Below are 15914 nucleotides of genomic sequence, written 5' to 3'. Positions count from 1 at the left end.
CGCGCCGCACCGCCCGTCTCGACAGGACAGCGATCAGCGATCAGCGACCCTCATCTCGAACCATGTCGTCTTGCCTCGCGGCAGCAGATCCACGCCCCAGCGGTCGGACAACTTGTCGACCAGGAACAGCCCTCGGCCGCTGATGTCCATCTCCTGGACCGGCATGAGACAGGGCAGGCCCCGGGAGGGATCGCGGACCTCGACGCGGATCCAGCCCCGGCGGCGGCGCATGCGCAGGCCGAAGACACGGGCGCCGGTGTGCCGTACGGCGTTGCCGACCAGTTCGGAGACCAGGAGGACGGCGTCTTCCGTCATCTTCGGGGTGAGGCCCCACTGGCGCAGGACGATCACCTGGGCCAGTCGGCGTGCCGTGGCCGCGGACTCGGGGCGGGACGGCAGCGGAACCTCCGCCTCCGTGGGGTTGCCGAACAGTTCGAGTGCCTTGAGCGCGTGTTCGTCCTCGACCGCCGGAGACCAGCGAGCCGCGGTCGCACGGCCGTCTCCCCGCGGCTGCTCGATACCCTCCAGCCCCGCCATGCCCCCATCATGGCCGCCCAGAGCACCCTCCGGGGCCGTTCCAGGGGAATACGCTCTGCGGAAGCCGCCATTCCGGTGGATTCGATCGGCATATGCCAGTGGCACTTCAAAGGTCTGGACATCCGCTCCGACCTGCGGCGAAGGCCGACTTGGAGGCAATCGACGGCCCCCCTCGACTCGGCAGATTTAAGGGTGCATTAAGGCTCCCGTAAACCGCCCCATCGAGGGACCCGGACCAGACATCGCGTCAATTGCAAGCGATTCAGCGGAATGGATCAGAGGAATTTCGCCTTGCCGGGGCCCTCCTCCACGAAGCTCCGCATCCCGCGCTCGCGGTCCTCCGTGGCGAACAGGCCCGCGAACCAGTTCCGTTCCACCGCCAGGCCCGTCTCGAGGTCCGTCTCCAGGCCCGTGTCGATCGCCTCCTTGGCGGCGCGGAGCGCGATGGCCGGGCCCTGCGCCAGCCTCGCCGCCCATGCGTGCGCCTCGGCGTACACCTCGTCGGCCGGGACGACGCGGTCCACCAGACCCAGCGTCAGCGCCTCGTCCGCCTTGACCATCCGGCCCGTGAAGACCAGGTCCTTCGTCTTGGACGGGCCGATCAGCCGGGAGAGCCGCTGTGTGCCGCCCGCTCCCGGGATCAGGCCGAGCAGGATCTCCGGCTGGCCGAGCTTGGCGTTGTCGGCGGCGATACGGAAGTCCGCGCAGAGGGCGAGTTCGCAGCCGCCGCCCAGCGCGTAGCCCGTGACGGCCGCCACGACCGGCTTGGGGATGCGGGCGACCGCCGTGAACGAGTCCTGGAGGGCGCGGGCGCGCAGGACCATCGCCGTGTGGTCCATGGCCTGCATCTCCTTGATGTCCGCGCCGGCCGCGAACACCTTCTCCCCGCCCCACAGGATCACCGCGCGCACATCCTCGCGACGCCCGGCCTCCTCGGCGAGTTCCTTCAGCCGGTCCTGTGTGGCGACGTCCAGCGCGTTCATGGGCGGGCGGTCGAGGCGGATCGTGCCGACGCCCTCGGCGACTTCGAGATTCACGGTCATGCCAGCAGGTTAACGGGGACTAACGACAACGGCCCGGTGCCGTCCATCACAGCACCGGGCACCTACCTCAGCGAACGCTCACGCCTTCCACTTCTCCCACGACATGTTCCAGCCGTTGAGCCCGTTGTCCGGGGCGACCGTCGCGTCGTTGGAGTTCTTCACCACCACCACGTCGCCGGTCATCGAGTGGTTGAAGAACCACGCGGCCGGAACTCCGCTGTCGTAGCCGCCCTTGACGTCGCGCAGGCCGATGCAGCCGTGGCTGGCGTTGTAGTTGCCGAAGGCGCCGCCGCCCCAGTAGTTGCCGTGGATGAAGGTGCCGGAGGTGGTCAGGCGCATGGCGTGCGGGACGTCCGGGATGTCGTACTCGCCGCCGTAGCCGACCGTGTCGCCGTTCATCCGGGTCACCGTGAGCCGCTCGGTGATGACCATCTGGCCGTTCCAGGTGTCGTAGCCGGGCTTGCCGGTGGTGACCGGGATGGTCTTGACGACCTTGCCGTCCTGCGTGACCTTCATCTGCTTGGTCTTCACGTCGACGACGGAGACCTGGTTGCGGCCGATGGTGAAGGAGACGGTCTTGTCCTGCTTGCCGTAGACGCCCTCGCGGCCCTCGACGCCGTCGAGGTCGAGGTCGACGGTGACCTTGGTGCCTGACTTCCAGTACTTCTCCGGGCGGAAGTCGAGGCGGTCGTTGCCGAACCAGTGGCCCTCGACGTCGACGGCCGGCTCGGTCTTGATGGTGATGGCCTTCTCGACGTCCTCGGGGCTGGTGATCCCCCGGGTGAAGCGGATCGAGAACGGCATTCCGACGCCGACCTTCGAGCCGTCCTCGGGGGTGAAGGTGCCGATGAACGTGTTCCGCGGCGTCAGGGTGGTGAAGCGGGACTCCTTGGCCGCCTGACGGCCCTCGGAGTCCTTCGCGACCGCGTGCACCGTGTACGTGGTGGCGGAGGCGAGGTGCGTGGACGGCGTCCAGGTGGCGCCGCCGCCGGTGATCTTCCCGGCTATCTCGGTGCCCTCGGCGTCCTTGACCTGGACCTTGGTCAACTGGCCCTTGGCGGCGCTGACCTTGAGGGCGCCGCTGGTGTCGACGGACTTGGCACCGTCCTTCGGGGCTATGGAGACGACGGCCTGCGACTGCTTGGTCTCGACACCGGCCGACTCGCCCTTGCCGTCCTTGCCGTCGTCTGATCCGGATCCGGAGCCTCCCCCGCCGCACGCGGTGACGGCCAGCAGCAGGACGCCGAGTATCAGCGCCAGCAGCCCCCTGCCCCCTCGCCCCCGCGCGTCAACCGAAGCCCCCGATATCGGTCGCACGTTCAAGTTGTCTCCCCTCGCCGGGCCTGGTCAGACCCGCTCCCCAGTGCGCGCCTCGCACGCATCGGCGCATATTAACCGCAGGGTTTTGAGCATCACGTCAGCCGATGGTCACCGTTCTGTACCGACTTCAACGAAAAGTTGGACAAACCCCCATCCCCGTCGGGTCACTTCACCGCACTGCCCGCCTTCCAGGCCTTCCAGGCCATGTTCCACCCCCCGAGGCCGTTGTCGGGAGCGACCTTTTTGTCATTGCTGTGGACGACCTCGACGACGTCCCCGATCAGAGTGCGGTCGAAGAACCAGCCGGCCGGCGTGTCCGAACCGCCGCCCTTCACATCCCTCAACCCCACGCAGCCGTGGCTGACGTTGACCTTGCCGAAGACATGCGGCGCCCAGTAGTTGCCGTGCAGGAAGGTGCCGGAGTCGGTCAGGCGCATGGCGTGCGGGACGTCCGGGATGTCGTACTCGCTCTTGCCGTCGGCCTTCTTGAAGCCGACCGTGGCGCCGTTCATCCGGGTCAGCTCGCGCATCTCGGTGACGACCATCTTGCCGTTGTACGTGGTGGTCTTCGGGGCCCCGGCGGTGATCGGCACGGTGGCCAGCAGAGCGCCGTCCCGCCGCACCTGCATGGTGTGCCTGGCCGCGTCGACGAGGGAGACCTGGCTGCGGCCGACGGTGAAGGAGAAGGTCCTGGACTGGAGTCCGTAGACGCCGGGCGTCCCTTCGAGGTCGCGCAGCCGCAGCGAGACGGTGACCTGGGTGCCGGGCCGCCAGTACCGCTCGGGGCGGAAGTCGAGGCGGGACCTGCCGAACCAGTGCGGGCGGATCTCCACGGCCGGCTTCGCGGTCACCCGGACGGCCCGCTCGACGGCGGCGCGGTGCTCGATCTCCCGGTTGAACTCCAGGGAGACGATCATTCCGGTGCCGACGGTGGCACGGTCCTCCGGGGTGACGTACCCGATGAAGCGCTCGCCGGGGACGTACGTCGTGAAGGTGGTGTGGCGTGCGGAGCGGCGCCCGTGGCCGTCCAGGGCGACCGCGTCGACGGTGTACTTCGCCGCCAGCGCGAGCACGTCCTCGTCGGGCTGCCAGCTCAGGCCGTCGGCGGAGAGGTGCCCGGGCACCGGGGACTCCCGCGCGTCCTGGGACTTGACCACCTTCACCGACTCCAGGCGCCCGCTGTGCACCCGTACCCGCAGCTTTCGCTCCTGCCGTACGCCCTTGCCGCCGTCGTCGGGGGAGATCCGGATGACGTCCTCGGGTGCCGGGGGTTTGCCGAGCCCGCCGATGCCGAGGCCGCCGGTGCCGTCCGATGTGCATCCGGCGGTGGCCATCAGCCCTGCCCATGTCAGTACGGCGGCCAGTGCGACCCCCGCGCGCCGTGCGCGTCCCATTGCATGCCTCACGAAGATCCCAACGACCGGGCACGCTTCGGGGAAACGTGAGTGCGACCCACCCTCTGGGCAGAACAGTGGGGAGAACGACGCGAGGGGGTGCCGTGGCCGGGACGTCACCTGCCCTTTCCCTCGTCGTTCCGCGAGCCGTGGAGGGCTGACAGGTGTCCAGCGCAGCCGAGCAGGAGGCGGTGGCCGAGGGGCGCGCCGTCGAGAAGGAGCGCCCCGCCGCCGCGGTGAACGGCAGGCTGCTGCGCGGGCCCGCCGTACCCGTGTGGCCGGGGGCGTCGATGCCGCTGGGCGCCCGGTTCCGGGTCGGTCCTGACGGGGTCGCGGGCACCAACTTCGCGCTGTGGGCGGGCGGGGCCGAGGCGGTCGAGCTGTGCCTGTTCGACGAGGCCGGGAAGGAGACCCGGGCGCCGCTGACCGAACTGACGCACGAGATCTGGCACGGCTTCCTGCCGGGCGTGATGCCCGGTCAGCGCTACGGCTACCGGGTGCACGGCCGATGGGACCCGTGGACCGGCGGCCGGTGGAACCCGGCGAAGCTGCTCCTCGACCCGTACGCGCGCGCGGTGGACGGCGACTTCAGCCTGCCGCCGGAGGTGTACGGGCATGTGCGCGACTGGCCGCAGCAGCAGGTCGCCGACACCGTGCGGGATGACCGGGACTCGGCGCCGTACGTCCCCAAGGGCGTCGTCGTCCATGACGACACCACCGACGACGAGTGGATGGACGACCGCCGCCCGAAGACGCCGTGGGCGGACTCGGTGATCTACGAGCTGCATGTGCGGGGGTTCACGCGGCTGCACCCGGGGATTCCTCAGGAGCTGCGGGGGACGTACGCGGGCCTCGCGCACCCGGCGGCGATCGAGCACCTGGTGAAACTGGGCGTGACGGCCGTCGAGCTGCTGCCGGTGCACCAGTTCGCGCACGAGGACCATCTGCTGCGGCGGGGCCTGAAGAACTACTGGGGCTACAACTCGATCGGCTACTTCGCGCCCCACGCGGCCTACGCCGCCTCCGGTACGACGGGTCAGCAGGTCGGCGAGTTCAAGCGGATGGTGCGCGCGCTGCACGAGGCCGGGATCGAGGTCATCCTCGACGTGGTCTACAACCACACGGCGGAGGCGGGCGAGCTGGGTCCCACGCTGTCCCTGAAGGGCATCGACAACCGCGGCTACTACCGGTTGCAGTCGGACGCCCGCCGGTACACGGACTACACGGGCTGCGGGAACACCCTGCACGTGGTCCAGCCGCATGTGCTGCGCCTGATCACGGACTCGCTGCGCTACTGGGTGACGGAGATGGGCGTGGACGGCTTCCGCTTCGACCTGGCCGCCGCGCTGGCCCGCTCGATGCACGACGTCGACATGCTGTCCCCGTTCCTGGCCGTCATCGCCCAGGACCCGGTGCTGCGGCGGGTGAAGCTGATCGCCGAGCCGTGGGACGTGGGGTCCGGCGGGTACCAGGTGGGGGCCTTCCCACCCCTGTGGACGGAGTGGAACGACCGCTACCGCAACGCCGTACGGGACTTCTGGCGGGGCGCGCTGCCGGACGTGCGGGACCTGGGCTACCGCCTGTCGGGGTCGAGCGACCTGTACGCCTGGGGCGGGCGCCGCCCCTACGCCTCGGTCAACTTCATCACCGCGCACGACGGTTTCACCCTGCGCGACCTCGTGTCGTACGAGCGCAAGCACAACGAGGCGAACGGCGAGGGCAACCGGGACGGCACGGACGACAACCGGTCCTGGAACTGCGGCGCGGAGGGGGAGACCGACGAGGAGCGCGTACGGGCGCTCAGGCGCCGCCAGTTGCGGAACCTCCTGACGACCCTGCTGCTGTCGACGGGCGTGCCGATGCTGGTCGCCGGCGACGAACTGGGGCGCACCCAGCGCGGCAACAACAACGCGTACTGCCAGGACAACGAGATCAGCTGGGTCGACTGGAGCCTGCTGGCGGAGCCGGGCTGGAAGGCCCTGTCCGACCTGACCGCCCGCCTGATCGACCTGCGCCACCGCCACCCGGTACTGCGCCGCCGGGCCTTCTTCTCCGGCCGGGCCCACTCGGCGGACGGGCTGCGGGACCTGGCCTGGTTCACGGCCCGCGGCACGGAGATGACGGAACGGGACTGGTACGCCCCCGCCGCCACGCTCGGCATGTACCTCTCCGGCCGGGACATCCCGGGCCGCGACGAGCGGGGCGCCCCGATCCTCGACGACAGCTTCCTCGCCGTCCTGCACGCCGGGGACCGCCCGGCGAGCTTCGTGCTGCCGGGGCCGCCGTGGGCGGAGCGGTACGAGGTGGTCGTCGACACGTCGAGGGAGGAGCAAGGTCAGGCGCCGGGGGTCGTGCACCGGGCGGGGGCGGCGATCACGGTGCCCGCGCGGGCCGTGCTGTTGCTGAAGGTGATCGGGTGAGGTTCCCCTGTGAGGGGATCACCCCAGGATCCCCCGGTCGTACGCCGTCGCCACCGCCGCCGCCCGGTCCTTGACGCCCAACTTCGCATACAGGTGGGTGAGGTGGGTCTTGACCGTCGCCTCGCTGATGAACAGTTCGCGGGCGATCTCGCGGTTGGACGTGCCCCTGGCGACCAGGGCCAGCACTTCGCGCTCGCGCGCGGAGAGCGGCTCGTTGCCCGGGGCCCCGGGAGTTCGGACCGCGGAGACCAGGCGGGAGGCGATGGCCGGGGAGAGGACGGTGCGGCCTTGTGCCGAGGCGCGGACGGCGGTGAAGAGTTCGTCGCGGGGGGCGTCCTTGAGGAGGTAGCCCGTCGCGCCGGCCTCGATCGCCGGGAGGGTGTCGGAGTCCGTGTCGTACGTGGTCAGGACGAGGATCTTGGCGCGGGCGCCCCGGCGGGTCAGTTCGCGGATGGCGTCGACTCCGCCCCCGCCCGGCATGCGCAGGTCCATCAGGATCACGTCCGGGTCGAGGGCCGCGGCCCGCTCGACCGCCTCGACGCCGTTCGCCGCCTCGCCCAGCACCGTGAAGCCGGGCACGGACTCGAACATGCCGCGCAGACCGTCCCGTACGACGGGATGGTCGTCGACGATCAGCAGGGTGACGGGTGCGTCAGCTGTCATGGCGGACCAACGGTACGCGAGCCGACAGGGCCGTGCCCTGACCCGGCTCCGACTCCACGGTGAGGGTGCCCGCGATGCGTTCGGCGCGGGCGCGCATGCCGTCGAGGCCGAAGCCGCCGGCTCGCGTGCGCTCCGGGACGGCGAGCGAGTCGAAGCCCTGTCCGTCGTCGCGGATGTCGAGGATGACCTCGTCGCCCAGGAAGGAGAGGGTGACGCCGAGGCGGGTGGCGGCGGCGTGCCGGGAGGTGTTGGAGAGAGCCTCCTGGACGATGCGCAGCAGTGTCGCCGCGACCTCCTCGTGGAGCTGCTGCGCTGTCCCGGTGACCGTGAACTCGGCGCGTACTCCGGTCCGTTCGCCCCAGTCGGCGACCGTCTTCTTCAGGGCCTCCGGCAGCCCGTCGTGCTCCAGGGCCGCGGGGGCGAGGTTGTGCACGGAGCGGCGGGCCTCGCCGAGGCTGTGCCGGGCGAGTGCGGAGGCACGGTCGAGATGCTCCCCGGCGGCCTTGGGGTCGGGGGTGTTCGCGACGACCTGGAGCTGGGCGATGATGCCGGTCAGGCCCTGGGCGAGGGTGTCGTGGATCTCGGCGGCGAGGCGGCGGCGCTCGTCGGCGACGCCCGCTTCCCGTGCCTGGTGCAGGAGTTGGGCGTGCAGGGCGGCGTTCTCGTCGAGCGCCTGCTGCAACGCCGTGTTGGTGCGCTCCAGTTCGTCGATGGTCTCGGCCTGGATGCGGGCACGTTCGTCCTCCGTGGCGAACACGCGGTCGGAGACGGCGACCAGGACGAGGGTGATCGCGAGGACCGCCCCGAAGAGCATCCACTGGGTCCGCCCGTGCGGAGGCAGCCCGCCGGTCTGCGCACCGGCCATGATGACGGCGGTGGCGAACAGTCCGACCGTCACCAGTGGCCGCGGCAGCAGCCGCCGGGCGCCGAAGTAGCCGGTGAACGCGTAGAAGGAGAACAGCGGGTTGATCCAGGTGAGGCCGAAGGCGATGACCCAGCGGACGGCGTAGTAGCAGATGCTGGTGGCGGACGGCTGCCGCTGCGTGCCGACGGCGCTCCCCCACCACACCTGGAGCGCCAGCCCGGCGGCGACCAGGCCCCCGACGGCGTACCAGTCGCCCGGCCCCATGCCGAACAGGCCCGCGGTCGGCACCGCGAGGACCGCGCCGACCGCCAGCAGCCAGTACGGCCCCCACCGGTTGACCGCCGCCCACCTCCGCTCGACTCCCGCCACGTCCCGGTCCATGGGCCCAGTGTCGGGCACGGGTCCACTCACTCCCAGCGGAACCAGCGCGAGGCCCCGGCCGTCAGCAGCACCGTCCAGGCCACCAGCACGCCCAGGTGGCCCCAGCCCGGCCAGTCCCCCGCCGCCGCCTGGTTCAGGGCCTCGGCCGCCGCGCCGAACGGCGTGTACTCGACGATCCGGGCCAGCACGTCCGGCATGGTCTGCACCGGCATCCACACCCCCGCGCAGAACATCGACGGGAAGAACACGGCGGACCCGATGGCGCCCGCGACTTTCGTCGTCGAGGACAGCGCGGAGATCACCGCGCCCAGCGCGAGGGCGGCCAGGACGGTCAGGAGCAGGGCCAGCGCGTATCCGAAGGGCTGCTCGGGCAGTCGTACGCCGAAGGCGAGCCGGCCGATCGCGAGCGCGAGCAGCGACGACGTCAGCGCGGCCCCGCCGTAGACCAGCATCTGCGCGGACAGCAGGGCGGAGGGCCGTACGGGTGTGGTGGACATCCGGCGCAGGATGCCGCGCTCGCGGTAGCCGGTGAGGGTCTGCGGCATCGACTGGATCCCGCCGACGATCAGGCCGAGCAGCACGGCCACCGGGACGTAGACGTCGACCACGCGCAGTCCGTCGAGGGACGGGTCGGGGTCCTGGAAGGACGGGATGGAGCCGAGGATCACCAGCAGAAGGGTGGGGAACAGCAGGATCCAGAAGAGGCTGCCGGGCTCGCGCCTCAGGAGGCGGAACTCGGCTTTCAGTACGGCGGTGTGGACGACGGCCGTGCTCATGCCGCTGCCTCCTTCGTGAGGTCGAGGAACGCGTCGTCCAGCGTGGCGTCGGTGACGCGGAGTTGGTGGGCCGTGATGTGGGTGCGGGCGAGGAGGGTGATGACGGCGTTGACAGTCTCGTCGGTGCCGGAGAGCGTGATCCGGCCGTCCTTGTGCTCGATCGACGCGAGCGCGGGGAGCGCGTTCAGGTCACCGTCTTCGAGAGGCGCGGAGGGCGTGAAGCTGATGACGGTGGCGCCCGCCGAGCGGTGGATCAGGCCGGCCGGGGTGTCCAGGGCGGCGATCCTGCCCTTGTCGATCACGGCGATCCGGTCGCACAACCGCTGTGCCTCCTCCATGAAGTGGGTGACGAGGAGGACGGTGACGCCGTTCGCGCGGATGTCCTCGATCAGCTCCCAGGTGTCCCGGCGGGCGCGCGGGTCGAGGCCGGTGGTCAGCTCGTCCAGGACGACGATCCGGGGATTGCCGATCAGGGCGAGCGCGATGAACAGGCGCTGTTTCTGGCCGCCGGAGAGCTTGCCGAACCGGGTGGTCGACTTGGCGGTCAGGCCGAGGCGTTCGGCCAGCGGCCGCCAGTCGAGCGGGTGCGGATAGAAGGCGGCGTACAGCTCCAGCGCCTCGCGGACGGTCAGCTTGTCCTGTAGCTCGCTCTGCTGGAGCTGGGCGCCGAGGACGCGGCGGGTGGCCTCGTGCTCGGCGACCGGGTCGAGGCCGGTGACGCGGACGCGGCCCGCGTCGGGCACGCGCAGGCCCTCGACGCACTCGACGGTGGTGGTCTTGCCGGCGCCGTTCGGGCCGAGGACGCCGAAGATCTCGCCCTCCTCGACGGCGAAGGAGACGCCGTCGACGACGGGTCGGCCGCTGTACGACTTGCGCAGGTCGGTGACTTCGATGACGGACATGGCACAAGCCTTGCGGTGAAGGGGCGGCGCGGACATCGGCCGTCCCGCTCGAAGCGGCATCAGCCGATCGGTTGATGCCGTCGTACGACCCTCACATCCCTGCCGCATTTCCTCCATATACGCAGGTCGTAGGACCAGCGACCGATCCGGGTCCGGCCAAAACTCGGTGGGCGTTGTCAGTGCCGGTCCGTAGGCTCGCTGCTGATGCCGACGACACCTGCAACCACCAAGGAACGCTCCGCCGTACGAACCCTCCTGCGGCTGTGGCCGTACGTCCGGCCCGTGCGGGTGCGGCTGTTCGGCGCCGCGTTCGTCGCGGTGCTCGCCTCGTGCGCGGGGCTGGTGATCCCGCTCGTCCTGAAGTGGATGGTGGACGGGCCGGTCGCCGACCGCGATCCGGCGGGCGTGTGGCTCGGCGCGCTGTACCTGCTGCTGCTCGGGCTCGCGGAGGCCCTGCTGTTCGGGCTGCGGAGGTGGCTGGTGGCGCGACCGCTGGCGGGCGTCGAGGCGGCGATGCGGGCGGATCTGTACCGGCATCTCCAGCGGCTGCCGGTGGCCTTCCACGACCGGTGGGCCTCGGGCCAGTTACTGTCCCGGGGCACGACGGACCTGATGCTGCTGCGCATGTTCCTCGCCTTTCCGCTGACGTTCCTGCTGGTCAACGGTGTGACGATCGTCATCGGTGTGGTGATCATGCTGATGCAGGACTGGTCGCTGGGGCTGGTGATCCTGGGGCCGGCCATCCCCGTGATGGTGACCTGCGTGATCTTCGAGAAGCGGTACGCGAAGGTGGCGCGGCGCGCGCAGGACCAGGTGGGCGATCTGACGACGGTGGTCGAGGAGAGCGTGCTCGGCATCCGGATCATCAAGGGGTTCGGACGGCATCGCAGTCAGGCCCAGGCGTTCCGGAAGCTGTCGTGGACCCTGCGGGGGACGGAGCTGCGCAAGGCGGGGCTGCTCGCGACGATCTGGGGCGTCATCGTGACGCTGCCGGAGGTGGCCATCGGGGCGGCGCTGGTGCTGGGGGCGGTGCAGGTGGCCGACGGTGACCTCTCGGCCGGCACGCTGGTCGCCTTCCTGTCCACGGCTCTCGCGCTGCGGTGGCCGGTCGACTCGATCGGCTTCCTGCTGGCGATGAGCCAGGAGGCGGCGACGGCGACGGAGCGGTACTTCGAGGTGATGGACGAGGAGCGGGAGAAGCCGACCGTCGCCGCCGGTGCTGCCGCACGGTCCGATGACAGCGGACTTCGCTTCCACGAGGTCCGGTTCCGCTACCCCGACGCCCCCGCCGACTCCCCGCCCGTCCTCGACCGCATCGACCTCCACATCCGCCCGGGCGAGTCCATGGCCCTGGTCGGCGCCACCGGAAGCGGGAAGACCACGCTCACCGCCCTCGTCCCGCGCCTCCACGAGGTGACGTCCGGGCAGATCACGCTGGACGGCGAGGACATCACGCGGATGTCCCGGGAAGAGCTGCGCTCGATGGTGGCCGTCGCCTTCGAGGAACCCACCCTCTTCTCCGCGGGCGCCGGCGAGAACGTGCTCATGGGCGCCGACACCGCCGCGGGAACCACCGAGTTGGAGCGCGCGCTCGCCGTCGCGCAGGCCGACTTCGTGTACGCGCTGCCCCAGGGCACGGACACCCAGGTCGGCGAGCAGGGCCACAGCCTCTCCGGCGGGCAGCGACAGCGGCTCGCGCTGGCCAGAGCCGTCGTCGGCCGCCCCCGGTTCCTGGTGCTCGACGACCCGCTGTCCGCCCTGGACGTGCACACCGAGGCCGCCGTCGAGGCCGCCCTGCGGGACGTCCTCGCCGACACCACCGCGCTCATCGTGGCGCACCGCCCGTCGACCGTGCTGCTCGCCGACCGCGTCGCGCTGCTCTCCGGCGGCCGTATCGCCGCCGTCGGCACGCACCAGGAACTGCTGCGCACGAACGCCGAGTACGCCCATCTGATGTCCGGGACCGAGGAGGCCGACCGATGACGGCGCCCACGACCAGCGCACCGGACAAGGAGCAGCCGGGCGGGAAGAAGTCGGGCGGGAAGGAGCCGGGCGGGGAACCCCATGCCTCGGGCGATTCCTTCGACCGCGACGTGCTGCCCAGTCCCCCGGGCGCCACCGTCGCTCTCCTGCGCTCCCTCCTCGCCCCGATGAAGGCCCGCGTGGCCGTCACGACGCTCCTCCTGTTGCTCCAGCAGGCGGCCGTGCAGGCGGGCCCGCTGCTGGTGGCGTACGCCATCGACAACGCCGTACCCGCGTTCCGCGAGAACGACAACGGCCCGCTGGTCGCGGTGGCCGCCGGCTATCTGCTGTGCGCGCTGGCCTCCGGCGTACTCCAGTCCGTGTTCATCATCGCCTCCGCCCGCGTCAGCCAGGACGTACTGCTCGACCTGCGCGGCCGTATCTTCCGCCATGCCCAGGCGCTGAGCGTCGACTTCCACGAGCGCTACACCTCGGGCCGGCTCATCTCCCGCTCCACCACGGATGTCGAGGCCCTGCGCGAGCTGCTCAATGAGGGGTTGCAGGAACTGGTCACCGTCTTCCTGTCCTTCGTCTACATCTCGGCGCTGCTGCTCTGGCTGGACCTGGGGCTCGGCGCGGTCGCGGTGGCCTCCTTCGTGCCGCTGTACCTCCTCATCCGGGTCTACCGGCGGCGCGCGGGGCGGGTGTACCGGAAGCGGTCGACGGCCATCGCCGGCGTCATCGTCAAGTTCGTCGAGACGATGAACGGCATCCGGCCGGTGCGCGCGTTCCGCCGCGAGGCCGCCAACGACGCCGACTTCCGCGTACTGAACGAGCGGCATGAGCGCATGAATGGCGACGCGCTGCTTGAGATGGCCCGCTATGTCGTCGGCTCGCGGCTGGTCGCCAACACGGCGGTCGCGCTGATCGTGCTGTGGGGTGCCTACCGGGTGGCGGGCGGCTCGCTGGAGCTGGGTGTGCTGGCGGCGGCGGTGCTGTATCTGCGGCGGCTGTACGACCCGATAGACCGGCTCGGCATGTTCCTGAACTCGTACCAGTCGGCGGCGGCCTCCCTGGAGAAGATCGCGGGGCTGCTCGCGCAGACGCCGACGGTGCCCGAGCCGGCCACGCCCACGCAGCTGCCGCCCCTGGAGTCGGAGCACCCCGGCCGCGAGGTCGTCTTCGACGGGGTCCGGTTCGCCTACCGCACCGGCGGCGAGGTCCTGCCCCGCTTCGACCTCACCCTGCCGGCCGGACAGACGGTCGCGGTCGTCGGCTCGACCGGCGCGGGCAAGTCGACCCTGGCCAAGCTGCTCGCCCGCTTCTACGACGCCTCCGCGGGCCGGATCCTGCTCGACGGCGTCGACCTGCGCGACCTCGCCGTGCCCGAACTGCGGCGCGGGGTGGTCATGGTGACGCAGGAGGCCTTCCTGTTCTCCGGCACGGTCGCCGAGAACATCGCCATCGGACGGCCGGACGCCACCCGCGAGGACATCGAGCAGGCCGCGAAGGCGATCGGCGCGCACGACTTCATCCAGCAGCTGCCCGACGGCTACGACACGGACGTACGCAAGCGAGGCGGCCGTATCTCCGCCGGGCAGCGTCAACTCGTCGCCTTCGCCCGGGCGTTGCTCGCCGACCCGGCCGTGCTGATCCTGGACGAGGCGACCAGCTCGCTGGACATCCCGGGCGAACGGGCCGTGCAACGCGCGATGGCGACGGTCCTGCGCGGGCGTACGGCCGTCGTCATCGCGCACCGGCTGTCGACGGTCGAGATCGCCGACCGGGTGCTGGTCATGGAGCACGGACGGATCGTCGAGGACGGCACACCGGCGGAACTCGTCGCGGGCACGGGCCGGTTCGCGGATCTGCACCGGGCGTGGCGGGACAGCCTGGCGTGACTGTAGCTGTCGTTTTCAGACCTGCCAGACCTGCCAGAGCTGTCAGAGCTGTCAGAGCTGTCAGAGCTGTCAGAGGTGGCGGTCCTGGCGGTCCTGGCCATGGTTCAGGCTCGCCACGAGGCCGTCGGCGAGTCTGGCGCAGGCGGTCGTGCGTCGCGAAGCCTCGGCAGACGGGTCCTGCGGGGGTGCCGCGGCGGCTGCGCGCACGTAGGCCCGGGTCCGGGCGCCGGGGAAGGTGAGGGCGTAGGCGTCGGGGTCTTCCGTGGCGTAGGCCGTGGCCGTAGCGCGGGCGTTCGCGGTGGCGTTGGCCTCGGTGAATGCCCGCGCGTTGGGTTCCGTGGTCTCGTCGGCGTAGTCACGGCCGTAGGTGTCGGCGTCGGTGGGGGTGAAGTCGTTGGCGAGAGCGTAGGCGTGGGCGTTGTCGTAGGCCGTGGCGTAAGCCGCGGCGTAGGCATAGGCGTCGCGGTAGAGACGGCGCAGGGCCGGCTCCAGGGTGGCTGCCCAGCGGTGCTCCGAGGGGTTGTGGCCGGTCAGGGCATGGTGGTGGGCGGCGGCGAGGGACTGGAAGGGGGCCGGGTCGTGGCCGAGGCGGGTGGCGGTCTCGGTCAGGACCGGGAGGATCGTGCCGGTGTGCCAGAGGTGGGTGACGGTGAGCGGAACCCGGCCGTCGGTACGGCACAGTGCGGTGTACAGGTCGTGGGCCCAGGCGTCACGGCGTGCGGGGTCCAGTTCCTCGTACAGGGCTGCGGACACGTTCAGGAACCAGGCGGGTGGCAGACCTCGGGCGTGCCCTGCGGCCGGGTCCTGAAGCAGGGCGCGGAACTCCTCGGCCTCGGTCGTCGTCATCGGCTCAGGCCCGGGGGCGGGTGCCGTCGATGGCGATGCGCCGGCCGTATCGGGAGTGGGGGTAGTAGTCCCAGATGGCGTGGTGCTGGACGCAGCGGTTGTCCCAGAAGACGAGGGTGTTCGGCTGCCAGCGGACCCGGCAGTGCAGCAGGGGCGTGCCGGCGACGTGGGCATGGAGCAGGTCGAGGAGGGCCGTGCTCTCGGCGGCGGAGAGCTGGGTGATGCGGGAGGTGTAGGGGGCGTTGACGAACAGGAGTTTGCGGCTGGTTTCGGGGTGGCGGACGACGACCGGGTGCTCGGTGCGCGGGACGTCGTACTCGGCCGGCGGGGTCTGGCCCGCGAGTTGCCAGGGCCGGGCGCCGTCGTGGAGGGCGGTGAGGCTGTCCAGGAAGGTCCGCAGCGCCGGGGAGAGCAGGTCGTAGGCGAGGTGCATGTTGGCGAACATGGTGTCGCCGCCGCTGCCGGTCTCCGGGATGCGGGTGATGTGGAGCATGGAGCCGAGGGAGGGTTCGATGTCGGCGGTGCCGTCGGCGTGCCAGCCGTTGCCGGCGACCTCGCGGGACTTGCTGTCGGCGCTGATCTCCAGGATGTACGGGTCGCTGTCCTCGGCCGGCAGCGCCACGGGGTGGAGCGGGCCGAACAGGGCGGCGAACCGCTTGTGGTCCTCGGGGGCGAGGTGCTGGTCGCGGAAGACGAGGACGTGGTGGGCGAGGAAGGCCCGTTTGACCTCTTCCTCCTGCTCGGAAGTGAGTTCCTTGGTCAGGTCGAGGCCGGAGATCTCGGCGCCGAGGACCGGCGTGAGCGGGGCGAGGGCGAAGGTGCGGTAGGGCTCTTGGGGCCGGGTGGTGATGCGCTCCAGGGCATCCAGTGCGAACTGGTCCATGGTCTGGTCCTCCTGAGGGGT

13 protein-coding genes are annotated in these 15914 nt (G+C 70.9%); 3 read left to right on the top strand and 10 right to left on the bottom strand.

What is annotated here, in order from left to right; genetic code table 11:
• Positions 1-33: 33 nt before the first annotated feature.
• The 4 genes from AB0I77_RS40775 to AB0I77_RS40760 form a co-directional block, all read right to left on the bottom strand.
• Positions 34-537 carry an ATP-binding protein gene (locus AB0I77_RS40775; protein ID WP_363287891.1) on the bottom strand — a complete coding sequence of 168 codons (504 nt, stop codon included), beginning with the start codon at positions 535-537 and terminating at the stop codon, positions 34-36.
• A gap of 275 nt (positions 538-812) precedes the next feature.
• On the bottom strand, positions 813-1580 hold the full coding sequence (locus AB0I77_RS40770) for an enoyl-CoA hydratase-related protein (RefSeq protein ID WP_363287890.1): 768 nt from the start codon (positions 1578-1580) through the stop codon (positions 813-815).
• Positions 1581-1658: 78 nt separating this feature from the next.
• Positions 1659-2903 (bottom strand): Ig-like domain-containing protein, encoded by a 1245-nt coding sequence (locus AB0I77_RS40765; protein WP_363287889.1) that lies wholly within the window; start codon positions 2901-2903, stop codon positions 1659-1661.
• Positions 2904-3064: 161 nt separating this feature from the next.
• Positions 3065-4306: an Ig-like domain-containing protein gene (locus AB0I77_RS40760; protein ID WP_363287888.1), complete on the bottom strand. Its 1242-nt coding sequence runs from the start codon at positions 4304-4306 to the stop codon at positions 3065-3067.
• Between the two features lie 152 nt (positions 4307-4458).
• Between AB0I77_RS40760 and glgX the strand changes: the two genes are divergently transcribed.
• A complete protein-coding gene (gene glgX / locus AB0I77_RS40755; RefSeq protein ID WP_363287887.1) occupies positions 4459-6714 on the top strand; it encodes a glycogen debranching protein GlgX in 2256 nt (751 codons plus the stop codon).
• Positions 6715-6732: 18 nt separating this feature from the next.
• Here the strand turns inward: glgX and AB0I77_RS40750 are convergent, their stop codons facing one another.
• Genes AB0I77_RS40750 through AB0I77_RS40735 form a run of 4 tightly spaced genes read right to left on the bottom strand, consistent with a single transcriptional unit; the run spans position 6733 to position 10301 of the window.
• Positions 6733-7377: a response regulator transcription factor gene (locus tag AB0I77_RS40750; RefSeq protein ID WP_363287886.1), complete on the bottom strand. Its 645-nt coding sequence runs from the start codon at positions 7375-7377 to the stop codon at positions 6733-6735.
• A complete protein-coding gene (locus AB0I77_RS40745) occupies positions 7367-8623 on the bottom strand; it encodes a sensor histidine kinase (protein ID WP_363287885.1) in 1257 nt (418 codons plus the stop codon). The genes AB0I77_RS40750 and AB0I77_RS40745 overlap by 11 nt, the downstream gene beginning before the upstream one ends.
• Before the next feature lie 26 nt (positions 8624-8649).
• Positions 8650-9399, bottom strand: coding sequence for an ABC transporter permease (locus AB0I77_RS40740; protein WP_363287884.1), 750 nt, complete (start codon positions 9397-9399; stop codon positions 8650-8652).
• Positions 9396-10301 (bottom strand): ABC transporter ATP-binding protein, encoded by a 906-nt coding sequence (locus AB0I77_RS40735; protein ID WP_363287883.1) that lies wholly within the window; start codon positions 10299-10301, stop codon positions 9396-9398. The genes AB0I77_RS40740 and AB0I77_RS40735 overlap by 4 nt, the downstream gene beginning before the upstream one ends.
• Before the next feature lie 204 nt (positions 10302-10505).
• Here AB0I77_RS40735 and AB0I77_RS40730 point away from each other — a divergent pair, with 204 nt between their 5' ends.
• Positions 10506-12284: an ABC transporter ATP-binding protein gene (locus AB0I77_RS40730; RefSeq protein WP_363287882.1), complete on the top strand. Its 1779-nt coding sequence runs from the start codon at positions 10506-10508 to the stop codon at positions 12282-12284.
• Entirely contained in the window at positions 12281-14164 is a 1884-nt protein-coding gene (locus AB0I77_RS40725; protein ID WP_363287881.1) for an ABC transporter ATP-binding protein, read from the top strand. The genes AB0I77_RS40730 and AB0I77_RS40725 overlap by 4 nt, the downstream gene beginning before the upstream one ends.
• A 69-nt stretch (positions 14165-14233) precedes the next feature.
• Here AB0I77_RS40725 and AB0I77_RS40720 read toward each other — a convergent pair whose 3' ends face one another.
• Together AB0I77_RS40720 and AB0I77_RS40715 are read right to left on the bottom strand one after the other, a co-directional pair.
• Positions 14234-15010 carry a SpcZ gene (locus AB0I77_RS40720; protein WP_363287880.1) on the bottom strand — a complete coding sequence of 259 codons (777 nt, stop codon included), beginning with the start codon at positions 15008-15010 and terminating at the stop codon, positions 14234-14236.
• Positions 15011-15014: 4 nt separating this feature from the next.
• Positions 15015-15893 carry a TauD/TfdA family dioxygenase gene (locus AB0I77_RS40715; protein WP_363287879.1) on the bottom strand — a complete coding sequence of 293 codons (879 nt, stop codon included), beginning with the start codon at positions 15891-15893 and terminating at the stop codon, positions 15015-15017.
• Between the last annotated feature and the right edge of the window lie 21 nt (positions 15894-15914).

The sequence above is a fragment of the Streptomyces sp. NPDC050619 genome, assembly GCF_040654815.1.
Taxonomy (GTDB): domain Bacteria; phylum Actinomycetota; class Actinomycetes; order Streptomycetales; family Streptomycetaceae; genus Streptomyces.
This window is presented reverse-complemented; position numbering and strand designations above follow the sequence as displayed.